At 43.0% G+C, this 12,906-nt stretch carries 10 protein-coding genes; 3 read left to right on the top strand and 7 right to left on the bottom strand.

All coding sequences use genetic code 11. The annotated features are described in order from the left end of the window. Positions 1 to 100: 100 nt before the first annotated feature. Positions 101 to 1,726, bottom strand: coding sequence for a methyl-accepting chemotaxis protein (locus tag R8N28_RS12620; RefSeq protein WP_042522778.1), 1,626 nt, complete (start codon positions 1,724 to 1,726; stop codon positions 101 to 103). A 293-nt stretch (positions 1,727 to 2,019) separates the two neighbouring features. On the opposite strand from R8N28_RS12620, the gene queD reads away from it, so the two are divergent. Next, on the top strand, positions 2,020 to 2,382 hold the full coding sequence (gene queD, locus R8N28_RS12615; RefSeq protein WP_005376896.1) for a 6-carboxytetrahydropterin synthase QueD: 363 nt from the start codon (positions 2,020 to 2,022) through the stop codon (positions 2,380 to 2,382). Between the two features lie 89 nt (positions 2,383 to 2,471). Here the strand turns inward: queD and R8N28_RS12610 are convergent, their stop codons facing one another. From R8N28_RS12610 to R8N28_RS12590, 5 genes are all read right to left on the bottom strand, one after another. After that, positions 2,472 to 2,939: a GNAT family N-acetyltransferase gene (locus tag R8N28_RS12610; protein WP_025767296.1), complete on the bottom strand. Its 468-nt coding sequence runs from the start codon at positions 2,937 to 2,939 to the stop codon at positions 2,472 to 2,474. A gap of 94 nt (positions 2,940 to 3,033) precedes the next feature. Continuing rightward, entirely contained in the window at positions 3,034 to 4,749 is a 1,716-nt protein-coding gene (locus R8N28_RS12605) for an EAL domain-containing protein (RefSeq protein WP_005389236.1), read from the bottom strand. A 211-nt stretch (positions 4,750 to 4,960) separates the two neighbouring features. Beyond that, the gene (locus tag R8N28_RS12600; protein ID WP_005376899.1) at positions 4,961 to 6,322 is read right to left on the bottom strand and encodes an L-serine ammonia-lyase; all 1,362 of its coding nucleotides are present in this window, start codon (positions 6,320 to 6,322) and stop codon (positions 4,961 to 4,963) included. Between the two features lie 97 nt (positions 6,323 to 6,419). After that, the gene (locus tag R8N28_RS12595; protein WP_005388284.1) at positions 6,420 to 7,673 is read right to left on the bottom strand and encodes an aromatic amino acid transport family protein; all 1,254 of its coding nucleotides are present in this window, start codon (positions 7,671 to 7,673) and stop codon (positions 6,420 to 6,422) included. A 345-nt stretch (positions 7,674 to 8,018) separates the two neighbouring features. Next, positions 8,019 to 8,618, bottom strand: coding sequence for a CoA pyrophosphatase (locus R8N28_RS12590; RefSeq protein ID WP_005376901.1), 600 nt, complete (start codon positions 8,616 to 8,618; stop codon positions 8,019 to 8,021). A 231-nt stretch (positions 8,619 to 8,849) separates the two neighbouring features. Here R8N28_RS12590 and R8N28_RS12585 point away from each other — a divergent pair, with 231 nt between their 5' ends. Together R8N28_RS12585 and R8N28_RS12580 are read left to right on the top strand one after the other, a co-directional pair. Beyond that, on the top strand, positions 8,850 to 9,389 hold the full coding sequence (locus R8N28_RS12585; RefSeq protein WP_005388282.1) for a heme NO-binding domain-containing protein: 540 nt from the start codon (positions 8,850 to 8,852) through the stop codon (positions 9,387 to 9,389). Positions 9,390 to 9,396: 7 nt separating this feature from the next. Further along, entirely contained in the window at positions 9,397 to 11,097 is a 1,701-nt protein-coding gene (locus tag R8N28_RS12580) for an ATP-binding protein (protein WP_005376903.1), read from the top strand. 360 nt (positions 11,098 to 11,457) lie between these two features. Here the strand turns inward: R8N28_RS12580 and pabB are convergent, their stop codons facing one another. Next, positions 11,458 to 12,822, bottom strand: coding sequence for an aminodeoxychorismate synthase component 1 (gene pabB / locus R8N28_RS12575; RefSeq protein WP_065274662.1), 1,365 nt, complete (start codon positions 12,820 to 12,822; stop codon positions 11,458 to 11,460). Positions 12,823 to 12,906 lie beyond the last annotated feature (84 nt).

Below are 12,906 nucleotides of genomic sequence, written 5' to 3'. Positions count from 1 at the left end.
AAGCGCTGAGTTGGGTAGCATTTTACAGATTCAACGAGACATATTACCTGTCAATTCGCTCGCATCAACCTTTATATTCGTTTTGATGGGGAGAATCTCTCTATTTATTCACTCTTTTGTGCTCTGAAAGTGTGAATTGGTTTAGTAATTGCTCTAAACGTTCGGATAGATGCTCTAAATCAACACTAATATCACGCGTGTGCGATGCTGATTGCGATGTGTCGTTAGCATGCAGTGTGATCACATCTATTTTAGATTGAATATGCTGACTTACATCAGATGTGGTTTGCGTCTGGTTTTGGATATCTTCTGCATGTCTGAGCACTTGGCGCATTTCGTCAACAACGTTATGCATTGTGGCTGATAGTGCCTCGACATCGACAGAGCGTTGATGAGCAAACTGGCAGACGGTATCAACAGAAGTTAATGACTCTTCACTTCCTTGCTGGAATTGAGAAATGATATGTTCAATATTACCAGTGGCCTCAGCCGTCCTAGAAGCAAGGTTACGCACTTCTTCCGCGACGACCGCAAAACCGCGCCCTTGCTCTCCGGCTCGGGCGGCTTCAATAGCAGCATTCAACGCGAGCAGATTGGTTTGTTCTGCAATACCCTTAATAACCACAAGAATGGACGACACTTCTTCGGTTCTTTGATTTAGAGAGCTGATTTTTTCCCGTACGGTATCAATGTTACTTACTAGTTGTTTGATGTCTTCACTTACATTGTGTGCTTGGCTTGCACTATGAGTGGCGACATCAACGGTGTGATTGACCAAAACAGTAGCGTTGTTAGTCGAGTCCTCAACCGCAGTTTGTTGCTGCAGCATATCGGTGATATTGCTTTGTACTTCGCTGGTCTCTAGCTGTTGGTTATTGGCAGCTTTATCTGTGGACTGCGCGACAGCAGTTAGTTTACTCGCGGAGTCGGCAAGTGAGTGAGAGGTGTCTTGCACACGTTCTAAGCTTTCGGAGACCGTATCCATGAATGAATTGATGGCAGTAGAAAGTTGGCCCACTTCATCCTGTTGGTGATGCATAAGTCGTTGAGATAGATCTTTGCTATGGCTCACATTCGACATGAATTTCGACGTTCTTTGAATTGGTCGTACAATGATTTTCTGAATCAAACTCATCGTTATGATGAAGCCCACAAATGCGATTACGGCCATTATTCCCATCGCAAACATTGCCTGTTTACTGATCATTGAATTGACATGATTCATGTTGTATTCCAAGCGAATCGCGCCCAACACTTCTCCTGCTGGTGCAACGTGGCAAGAAACGCAGTTGGTGCCACGGTAATTTTCGCTCGATTTCATTGGTAGTGCGACTACTAACCCTTTGCCCCAATCGGCTGAGATTGGTTCAATCACCAGTTCACCATTCAACGCTCGTTGATCAATATCATCGACAGGCTGCTGGTTTTGTTGCCCAGGTCCGTAAAGTTTGGTCACAGTATCAGCTCGCAACACGCGAACTGCTTCAATGCCTTCTTGGGCCAGGGCCTTTTGACGTAAGGTTTCTTTTTGCGACATGGTGCCCGTAAGCATCATCATATTTAGGCTATCGAAATAATTACTAGCCTTATCATGGAGTTGTTCACTAAGAACATCATTGATTAAGGTTTTTTGTTGATGGTATTGGTAAGCCGTAGAGGCAGCTAGAACGCAGCTGAAGACAGCAATTAACGCCAGTAAGAGCTTAAAAGTGATAGTTGAGCGCATAAATTTATAAGTGTAATTGGAACGAACTGCACAATATTAATGTGCACAAATGCGCACTGCGAACAACGAAATGAATGATTGTGACCCCACACATGTTGGGGATATGTAATTGTGATATGAGTGCTGTGTAATCAAATGTTTGGCTCGTGACAGAAATACGGCGCTTTGGTGTGAGTGATAGCAAAGAGGCCAGGAACCAGCGGAAGTTTTTGCTACGCTTGTATGGGGTAACGCTTGTCTCTTGGCAGCGAATTCCTTAGTATTGCCTGTCTTTTTAAAGCCTGAGAATCAAGATGAAAACAGAATTATACAAAGAGTTTATGTTCGAAGCAGCACACCATTTGCCACACGTACCAGAAGGTCACAAGTGTGGTCGTTTGCACGGACACTCTTTCCTTGTTCGTCTTTATGTAGAAGGTGAAGTTGATCCACATACAGGTTGGGTAGTGGATTTTGCAGAGATCAAAGCTGCATTTAAACCAATTTACAATCGCTTAGACCATTACTACCTAAACGACATTGAAGGGTTAGAGAACCCGACTAGCGAAGTGTTAGCAAAATGGATTTGGCAGCAGCTTAAGCCAAGCTTACCACTGCTAAGTAAAGTCGAAATCAAAGAAACGTGCACAGCGGGTTGTATTTACAAAGGCGAATAAGTCACTTTCTATTGAGCATTAAACAAAGGCAAGCGAGAAGCTTGCCTTTGTTGTGTCTGAATGGCCCAATTTTGATTATGCTTCACCAGCTAGCTTAATGGGTGTCGTAGAATCCATTCTTTTTCATTATCACCCAATGTTGTTTCCTCTGTATTAATGAATCCGCACGCATCAAGAAAACTGATAGCGTATTGCTGACTTTGTGGGACAGTGGCGCAAAGAGAGGTGCTTTTAGGGTTAATGGTATACGCATAAAGGAACAGTTTACGCAATGCCTCACTCCCAACCCTTTGACGTTGGAAACGTTGATCAATCATCAAGTATTTAAGCTCCAGTTCGTATCGTTTAGCAAACGGCGCATGTTGGGAGAAACCTTTATCGATAACAAGATAGCCTACTAATAGGTCATCAGAATAAATCGTAAAGAACGCCTCTGACTTACTGCGTTTTTGGTAAGCCATTTCAAACGGTGTAAAAAATCCTTTTTGCTCTTCTTGCACATCCAATTGCATCAAACTTGAAAAATCTTTCAGTTTGGTGGGTTTAATCGCAATCATCGCTCAATCACAAATTGGCGGCATACCGTTATGCCACCACGAGTTTTTATAGAGTATTAAATCTATTTTAAGTAACTAACCGAGTGAAGAAAAGCTAGCAATGAAGAGGGTAATAATAACCTTGGTGAATATAGGCGCCCAATGTTGTGAGTAAGTGAGCACTGTCTGCCGTTTCTACGCCTTCAACAATGACCGTGCAGCGATACGTATTGCCCATAGCAATTAACTGACGCAAGGTTTCTATCTTTTTATCATCAGATTTTAGGCCAATAACAAATTCTCGGTCGATTTTGAGGTAGTCAGGATTCAGCTTGCTGATAAGCGCCACATTATTATTGCCGGTGCCAAAGTCATCAATACTGATTTTACAATCCAGTGCTTTTAGTTTCGCGACATTGCCATAAATCTCAGAGGTATAATACATCGATGCATTTTCTGTGATTTCGATTGTCAGCAAACGGCAATCCCGATTAGATAGCTCTCTATATAGGATTGAAAAGTTACGCCCTCGCAGCAAAGAAGGACAAACGTTAATGCTGATAGGGATGGGCAACGCTTTTTGTTTGGTGTAGATGGAATCAATCACCAGTAAGGTATGAGTTAGCAGCAATCCATTGCGGATCAGTGTTTCAATAAACCGTTGCGTATTTTTTACCTTAAACCGGGAGAGGGCTTCGTAGTGCACAATCTTTTGTGCCGAAGTGTTATAAATCGGCTCCAGTTTTATTTTGAATTGTCGAATTGCGCACAAGTAAGCCATAAAGGCTTGTAGGGAGCGGTGACGCAGTATAATGAGAAAAAGTAAGCTCAGTAGAATGATACTTTGAAACGGTCCAGAGATGTAATACACCTCTTTATAGCCACTATTCTTTACGTGATAATTGAAAAAGCGTTCATTGGTGTTACCAATCTCTAACGACGTTCCGGTATTCGTTGATAGCTTCATACCAGAAAGAAAAAAACGTGAAATATGATTTTCAACATTGTCGGATAAGTTAATGTTTTTAACACGAACCAAAACAGTTGCGTTATTTAAGTCAAATGATTGGGTGGTGTAATTGTTATTGTTACTCCACTCTTCAAAGGCTTTTTTGCTGACAGGGACAACGGTTTCTGGAGTGACTAAGCATCGAATATTGAAACGATCTAGCATCATGCTCGATTCCACCAACTTCACATTATCAAATAGCGACTTCAGTTCGCTTTCATTAGCAAAGCAACTCCTGCGGGAAAGGCTCTCTGCAATTTCGAAGGCGTTATCCAGATAATTATGTTTAACGATGCTGTTTATCGCGTAGTAACAGATAGCAAAGAAAATGGTCGCAGTGATCAACACAACCCACATTGCTTCTGAATAGATCTTTTTATTACGCAGGCAAATACGAAGCGCTTTGCGAAGACTATTGGTTGTGTATTGATTGATCTTCTGTTGATGTTCGATGCCATTCTGGTGGTTGTTTTGCATAGTAAAAGGGATGAAGTATCCGGTCCGGTGAATGTTTTCGATAATGTTTTTGTTAGTGGTTAAATGTTCTTCCGTGAGCTTGCGAAATTTCTTTCTTAGAGCGGCCACCGCGTTTTTAAAGCCATTTTCAGGCAGTGTCATTTTGTATTGTTGAGTGATTTTGCTTTCTATTAACCGCTGACTAATCGGCGTATTTAAACTGCCGTATGTGGCGATAGTTGACAGAATGGCGTACTCATTTGGGTTGACAGGAATGGAGTGGTGGAGTGACTGATTGAGCTCTAGAGATATTTCGTTTTCGGACAAGCAAACGCAGATTTGGTTTCCAATTTCAAACCTAATCATGTGTTGATGTGCTCCAAGTTTAATTTTTGGCTACGTTATCAATAAAGCTAGGGAAGAGATGTGATTTTTTACTGAGATATCCATAATATTTGGATATATTCAACGTTTTAGGTTTTTTTTACTTGTCCTGATAACGTATTCTCCTAGGTTTTTTGGGTATAAAAAAACCCGAGCATAAACTCGGGTTTTGATTGGTATTCAGAAAGGCGTGTTAGCAAATCACTTTGATTGCTAGACCACCTTGAGATGTTTCGCGGTATTTCGCGTTCATGTCTTTACCTGTTTCTAGCATGGTTTCGATAACCTTATCTAGAGAAACAGTTGGAGCTGAAGAGCGACGTAGTGCCATGCGAGTAGAGTTGATTGCTTTTACTGCCGCAATACCGTTACGCTCAATACATGGAACCTGAACCTGACCTGCAACTGGGTCACACGTTAGACCTAAGTTGTGCTCCATCGCGATTTCTGCTGCCATACATACTTGCTCTGGGCTACCACCCATAAGCTCAGCAAGGCCTGCTGCTGCCATAGAACATGCCACGCCAACTTCACCCTGACAGCCAACCTCTGCACCAGAGATAGACGCGTTACGCTTGTAAAGACCTCCGATTGCGCCAGAAGCTGCAAAGTAACGGATGTAATCTTTTTCAGTCACAGTTTGGATGAACTTATCGTAGTAAGCCAGTACCGCAGGGATGATGCCACACGCACCGTTAGTTGGTGCTGTGACAACGCGGCCACCTGCTGCGTTCTCTTCGTTTACTGCGAAAGCAAACATGTTTACCCAATCAACAACAGACATTGGGTCGTTTGTCGTCTTTTCTGAAGTAAGTAGCTGCTGGCGAAGTGCTGCTGCACGACGAGGCACGCGTAGTGGACCAGGCAAAATACCTTCTTCATTCATACCGCGATCCATACACTCGCGCATTGTGCGCCAGATGTTTGCGAAATAAGTACGAGTTTCTTCATCTGAATGAAGCGCATGCTCATTCTTCATGGTTAGTGCGCTGATGGACAATCCACTTTCGTGGCATTGGTTAACCAGTTCCTCTGCCGTTGTAAACGGGTAAGGTACTTTTACTGGGTTCTCAGCTTCTTTACCGAAATTTTCTTCATCAACGATGAAACCACCGCCGATAGAGTAGTAAGTTTTTGAGTACGCTTTTTCGTCATCAATCCAAGCGTGGATCTGCATGCCGTTTTCGTGTAGCTCTAGGTTTGTTTTGTGGAAGTTCATTCCACCTTCACGTGGGAACGATACTGTGTGACAGTGCATGCCAACAGGAAGGCGTTCAGTTTCTTCTACACGAGCGATAAAGCCCGGGATAGAATCGATATCAACTTTCTCAGGAGTGTTGCCTGCAAGACCCATGATGATAGCAATATCTGTGTGGTGACCTTTCCCTGTCAGTGATAGTGATCCATAAACGTCAACGGTGATTTTAGTGATGTCGCGCAGTTTTCCCATTGCACGAAGATCATCAATAAACTCTTTACCCGCTTTCATTGGGCCTACAGTGTGTGAGCTTGAAGGTCCAACACCGATTTTATAGATATCAAAAACACTAATCATATCGATTACCTCAGAAGAAAGCCTCCCAAGGGGAGTTGGGAGGCTTAATTTTATCGTTATATTTTTGGATTAATCATACTGCACTGGGCAGAGATGATTAAAGAGCGCCGTAGATTACAGAACTAATTGCAGCAAGACCACAGATTGCTGTGAAAATTTGCACAGGTGCTGAAGTTTTGTACTTAGCCATCGCAGGAACTTTTTGCATTGCGAAGATTGGCATCAAGAATAGGATTGCCGCAATCATCGGTGCACCCATTGTTTCAATCATACCTAGGATGCTTGGGTTAACGATAGCAACGATCCAAGTTGTGATTACAATGAAGATTAGAGACATCTTCTCGATCTTGCTTACTGGTGATTTTGAACGAGATTTCACTAGACCAACTAGACCTTCGTGCGCACCTAAGAAGTGGCCAAAGTAGCTAGAGGTGATCGCTGCGAAAGCAACCAATGGACCCATGTAAGAGATCAGTGGAGATTCATGCACGTTTGCTAGGTAAGAAAGAACAGAGATGTTTTGCTCTTGCGCTGTTGCTAGTTGCTCTGGAGACAGAGAAAGTACAACAGAGAAAACGAAGAACATAACAAAGCCCATCAGCATCATTGCTGCGCCACCAGTGATAGCGTCAGTTTTCTTAACTGCGTCATCACCATATACACGACGTTGCTCTTTAGAGAACTGAGAAATGATTGGGCTGTGGTTGAAAGAGAACACAATAACAGGGATTGCTAGCCAAACGATAGCTGGCATTGCACCCCAGTCAGGTGACACTTCCATCATTGAAGTGTTCCAACCAGGAATTAGGTATACAGACAGTGCTAGTAGGATGAACACGAGAGGGTAAACCATTGCTGAAGTTGCTTTCAGCATAAGCTCTTTACCGAATACTACGCCTGCTGTCATTGCAGCAATAAGTGCACCAGAAAGTAGCCAGCGAGGAATAGATTCCATGCCCATTTGGTTAACTAGGAAAGAGTCAACTGTGTTTGTGATACCAACACCGTAGATAAGTACGATTGGGTAGATAGCGAAGAAGTAAGCGAACGTAATAAGGTTTGCGCCAGTCTTACCAAAGTGCTCTTCTACTGTGTCGGTGATGTCCGCTTCAGGGTTTTTCGCAGAAAGAACGAAACGAGCTAAAGATTTGTGTGCGAACCAAGTCATTGGTGCTGCGATTAGGGCTAGGATTACTAATGGCCAGAAGCCACCTGCACCTGCTTTAATAGGAAGGAACAGTACACCTGCACCTACTGCCGTACCAAAAAGGGACAGACACCAGGTAAAGTCTTTGTAAGAAAACTTACTAGACGATTGTGCGGTAGAAACCGCAGAAGTAGTTGTATTCATTTTTTAGTTACTCATTTTGGGAACAGGAAATAAGTCGGGAGTAATTTTGCAAGATTTTACACTAGGAAAATTAGATCTAAATCATTTATTGCTTACGCTTATTGAATGATATGTCAAAAACCTGCTTTTTATCACGAAAATGATGTGCTACTCGTGATTTCTGCTAATGAGTAAAATTAGAAAAACTTATCAATAGGGCTGTTTGTATAAATTTATTTCACCGCAAGCGTTTGCGGTGAAAATGGAAAATTAATCTAATGTGAATGAATGTTTATGAAGCAACGTTTTATTAATATTGATGCGCATAATGATCGCGCCTATAAAAGCACCGATATCAACAACTGTTTAATGTGAAATAATATGTTTTTGCATTGATTCGATAATTTGTGCCGTCATGCCCCAGATGAAATGCTGTCTATATGGGATAGCAAATACACGATGACTGCTTCTTTTTAGGTCAAATTTGGTGCTATACAATTTTTTGGGGTTCAGAATATGGTTGGCAGGAACCTCAAAAACTGACTCTACTTCATTTGGGTCAATATGCGTTTTATATTCCGGAGAAACAAAAGCCAAAAAAGGCGTCACATTAAACTGACTAATCGTTGGTAGTGTAGGCAGTTGACCAAACACATGAATATGCTCATCTTCTATCCCAACTTCTTCTTTGGTTTCCCTTAAAGCGGTATTCACGAGCTGAATATCTTCCTGCTCATATTTGCCACCGGGAAAGCTGATTTGTCCCGGATGATGGCGTAAGTGGGCTGCGCGCTTAGTCAGAATGACTTGTAACCCGTCATCGCGTTCCACAAAACCGATTAAGACTGCCGCATCTCTCAGGGACTTTTCTTTCATCCATTTCAGTCGTGCAAGGGACTCTTTGTGGTAGCCCGTTGGAAGCCGAAATTGAAAGTTCTGTAGTAAATGAGTTTTGTCGATAACCAAACTGAGTCCTTATTTATCGTGCCTAACCATTATTTATTATACTCAAAGACGACAAAGCGTATGTCGTTATCGTTACTGGTTACCAAATAAAACATTCGCATTAAAGCACTCGCCAGCACTTTCCCTCTTTGTGTTGTGTGTCTCACTCTGCTTGAACATATTAATTTGAAACTTATAAGGTTATACACCATTCTTTATTTTAGGACGTCACTATAGGGCAAGTATTGGCCAATGAAAGGGATTATTTTCACCGAGTTCATGGAGTTAGTAGAAGAGAAATTCGGTCTTGATGTGTTAGACCAAGTTCTCGACCTTTCTAACGATGAAGGTGTTTACACCGCTGTTGGTAGTTACGATCACAAAGATTTGGTTAAGTTGATCGTGAATCTCAGTAAAGTATCTGGTGTTCCCCCCGAGCAACTGCAAGAAGTGTTTGGAGAGTGCGTCTTTTTGAATTTACTTCGCTCCATTCCTAGTCACGCCAGTTTGCAACAGTGTGAAACGACGTTTCAATTTGTTCGCCATGTTGAAGACTTTATTCATGTCGAAGTTAAGAAGCTCTATCCTGATGCTAACCCTCCGCAATTTGATTTCATTAGTGAAAACCAATCCCAATTGGTATTTGACTACCACAGCGCAAGATGTATGTCTCACGTATGCTTAGGATTGATAAAAGGCTGTGCTGCACATTTTGGTGAGGTAGTTCATATCAAACATCAAAACCAGTCAGAAGATGGCAGCAAAGTACGTTTTTGGTTAGAGGCTCAATAAGAACAATATGACGGGAAGTTCCTCATTAGAAAGGAAACTCAAACGAGAAGTTGCATCAAGAAAAGCAGCTGAGCAGCTGTTGGAACAGAAAAGCTTAGAGTTATATGAATCCAACCAGCAACTCAGTGTTGCATTGAAAAAGCTAGAGCTGAAATCTAAAAAGGATCTGCGTAAGTTTGAGTTTGAAGAGCAAATTGATGCGACGTTGATTAAGTTCGGTCGTACTTTTTTATCGAGCACGTTCGATGAAGCAATGATAGCGAGCTTTATTGAGCAGCTCACTTCTAACTCGATCATTTCTGCGGCTTACTTGTTTCTTGACGCTACAAAGCTGAGCTCATTACGTCGTCATCACTTTGGTCACTTACAGCTTCGTCATAACAACGAGATTTTCACCACTCCTAATTGGCAGGGAGAGAATTTGCATTTGCCAGTTATCATTGATGGGGAAACGGTTGGGGAGTTGATTTTCTCTGTGTTGCAAGATCAAATCGATCAGTCTTTTATTTCCAAACAGATGGAGCTCGTGTCTGACTTAGTTCATGGTGTTATTGGTCGACACTTAAGTTTAGAGCGAGAGGTCGAGCTGAGAAAGCGGGCTGAGGAATCAGAAAAAGCGACGAAGGAGTTTGTCGCCATGATTAACCATGAGCTGCGAACTCCTCTCAATGGCGTATTGGGTAGTGCGGAGTTATTGAGTCGAACCCAATTAGAAGAAGAGCAGCGTCAATACTTGAGCAATTTGACTCAATCAGGGGACTTATTGAGAGTTATCATTAATGATCTTCTTGATTTCAGTAAGATGAATGCCGGTATGATGGAAATCATACATAAAGTTTTTGCCTGGGAGGAGCTTGAAAAAGCCATCATGGGTGTATTTGCAGCTAAGGCTGCGGAAAAACGCATCCATTTCTCTATCGACAAAAAGCTGGGGATCCCTGAATTTTTAGTCGGTGACTTAGAGCGCATTACACAAATTTTGGTTAACTTGGTGGGAAACGCGATTAAGTTTACTCACTTGGGTGGTGTCGTGTTACGTGTGGAATGGCTTAACGGCACGGCTTATTTTGAGGTTGAAGACACTGGTATTGGCATCCCAATAAAAGCACAGCCGTCACTCTTTGACCCATTTGTCCAAGTTGATCGCTCGGCGAAACGCAGCTTTGAAGGCTCAGGTTTAGGTCTCGCGATTTGTAAAAACCTCGTGGATTTGATGCAAGGTCAAATTAGCTTTGAGAGTGAAGAGCGCAAAGGCACAACTTTTAAAGTTGCTATTCCTCTTGAGGAAGGGCAAGCACAAGGCACAGCAGAGGGGGAATTGGTCACCATAGAGCGAAGCGATTTAGCAGGACGCTCAATATTAGTGGTTGATGACATCAGAATGAATCAAGTCATTGTTACTCAAATGCTGAAAAAACTCGACATTACACCTGATTTAAAAGCCAACGGCAAAGAAGCATTAGAAGCGGTGAAAAGTAAAGACTACGAACTGATATTCATGGACTGCCGAATGCCAGAAATGGATGGTTATGAGGCGACGATGTATCTGAGAGAGCGTGGCTTTACTCATCCTATTATTGCATTAACCGCTGGCACTACCATCGAAGAGCGTCAAAAGTGCATTGATTCAGGCATGGACGACATCCTCACTAAGCCGTACACCGCAACCGATATCGAACAGATTATGTGTAAGTGGCTTGAGCAGTAGACGCTGCCTCTTAAAAAGTATGTTTGTTGGCCAACGGCTAAAAGCTAAAGTACATGCAAATAAAACACACAAAAAAACGCACCACACTGGATAATGCCGATCATTTAACGATGTTTTTTGGGTCATTCTAGCGAGCCTTGGCGAGACTGAGAATCTAGTAGCAGCACGATGAGCGGGTAATGAAACAAATTTGACCACAAAGTGCTCGAATAGAAGAACCTGTATCACGCTCCTTCGTCGCTGTGCAGGGTGATGAGATACAGAAATATGCCACTCGCTGTTAAACGAGCGGCATTATCCGTTCTGGAGGCGGATTGTTTTCGTCAATAGCATTAAAGCGGCGTTGTGTGCTGTTGAAACCTACGATTGCAGCGCTGGCAAAATCTTTGAAAGCTTATCCAACGTTTCTTGATACTCAGAGGCGCAATCGCTATCTGCCACGACGCCGCCGCCAGCCCAAGCGTAAAGTTTGTTTTTTTCCGCTACAAGAGTTCGGATAGTAATGCTGGTGTCCATACGACCATGGCGTGAAATGTAGCCAATACTGCCGCAATACGCGCTGCGTCGATGCGGCTCCAGTTCTTCAATGATCTGCATTGCGCGAACTTTAGGTGCTCCCGTAATTGAACCGCCTGGAAAACACGCTCGCAGCAAATCCGCAGGAGCGTATTGTTCATCCAAACTTGCACGAATGGTGCTCACCAAATGATGCACGGCAGGGAAGCTTTCAATATCGAACAACTTTGGCACGTGAACGCTACCCGGTGATGCAACCCGACCAATATCATTACGCAGCAAATCGACAATCATCAGGTTTTCTGCCTGATCTTTTTCCGCTGTCTGCAAGTCATGGGCATTAGCATTATCTTGCTTTGGATCTTCGCTGCGTGGGCGAGTACCTTTGATTGGTTTTGTTTCAATGACGCGATCTTTGAGCTCTAAAAAGCGCTCTGGAGAGATACTCAAAATCGAAGACTCAGGCATACGGATAAACGCTGAGAATGGCGCTTGGTTGGCGGACTCCAATTTCAGATACGCTTGCCACTCACTGCCTTGATACGGCGCGTTAAAGCGCTGCGCCAAATTGATCTGATAACAGTCACCGCTCAACAAGTATTCTTGCACCTGGTCAAAGCGAGTGGCGTAGCTCTCTTTCGTCATGTTTGACTGCCAAGCACCAGACAAAGCGAAGTCAATGGTTTGTTCTGCTTTTTGCTCGTTTAACCACTGCCAAGCTTGCTCGATATTCTGACCAACTAGGCATGCTTTTTTAAGCTTGTGGTCAACAACAACGGCCCATTCATACAGACCTACGGCCATATCCGGCGTGTTGAGATCTTTTTCTGCCACTTCTGGCATCGTTTCTACGCGGCGACCTAAATCGTAACTGAAGTAACCGAGCGCACCGCCGACAAAAGGCAAATCCAATTCTTTATTTAACTCTACGTGAGGAAGCCACTGTTCTTGCAACTGATGAAGCAGCGCAAATGGGTCATCTTGAGTTGAATAGGCATTCGATGGTGTTTCAACTAGTGTGTTGTCGGCAGTGGTTTCTAACGTTGCAATTGGGTTGGCAACCAATACATCGAAGCGACTATCGATATGCGTTTTTGATGCAGAACGCAGCAACATCGCCCAAGGTAGGTGTTGAATGCGAGAAAAAAGGTGAAGAGCAAACTCTGGTGCGTATTCCAACGCTTTAAAATCAATGAATTGATTGTCCATGTTGTTCATTTGTGTAATTTGTGACAAAGAGATCGTTCACTGCATGGCATGTCATGGGCAGCAAGAGTATCATATTCCTCTGTA

It is taken from the genome of Vibrio sp. Vb1554 (assembly GCF_033344235.1).
Note: the sequence above shows the minus strand (reverse complement) of the source record. Positions and strands in the feature narration are given on the sequence as shown.

Coding starts and splice junctions, on each gene's coding strand:
- R8N28_RS12595 (WP_005388284.1), bottom strand. CDS start 7,673: ATGAATACAACTACTTCTGCGGTTTCTACCGCACAATCGTCTAGTAAG.
- R8N28_RS12585 (WP_005388282.1), top strand. CDS start 8,850: ATGAAAGGGATTATTTTCACCGAGTTCATGGAGTTAGTAGAAGAGAAA.
- R8N28_RS12600 (WP_005376899.1), bottom strand. CDS start 6,322: ATGATTAGTGTTTTTGATATCTATAAAATCGGTGTTGGACCTTCAAGC.
- R8N28_RS12605 (WP_005389236.1), bottom strand. CDS start 4,749: ATGATTAGGTTTGAAATTGGAAACCAAATCTGCGTTTGCTTGTCCGAA.
- queD (WP_005376896.1), top strand. CDS start 2,020: ATGAAAACAGAATTATACAAAGAGTTTATGTTCGAAGCAGCACACCAT.
- R8N28_RS12620 (WP_042522778.1), bottom strand. CDS start 1,726: ATGCGCTCAACTATCACTTTTAAGCTCTTACTGGCGTTAATTGCTGTC.
- R8N28_RS12610 (WP_025767296.1), bottom strand. CDS start 2,939: ATGATTGCGATTAAACCCACCAAACTGAAAGATTTTTCAAGTTTGATG.
- R8N28_RS12580 (WP_005376903.1), top strand. CDS start 9,397: ATGACGGGAAGTTCCTCATTAGAAAGGAAACTCAAACGAGAAGTTGCA.
- pabB (WP_065274662.1), bottom strand. CDS start 12,822: ATGGACAATCAATTCATTGATTTTAAAGCGTTGGAATACGCACCAGAG.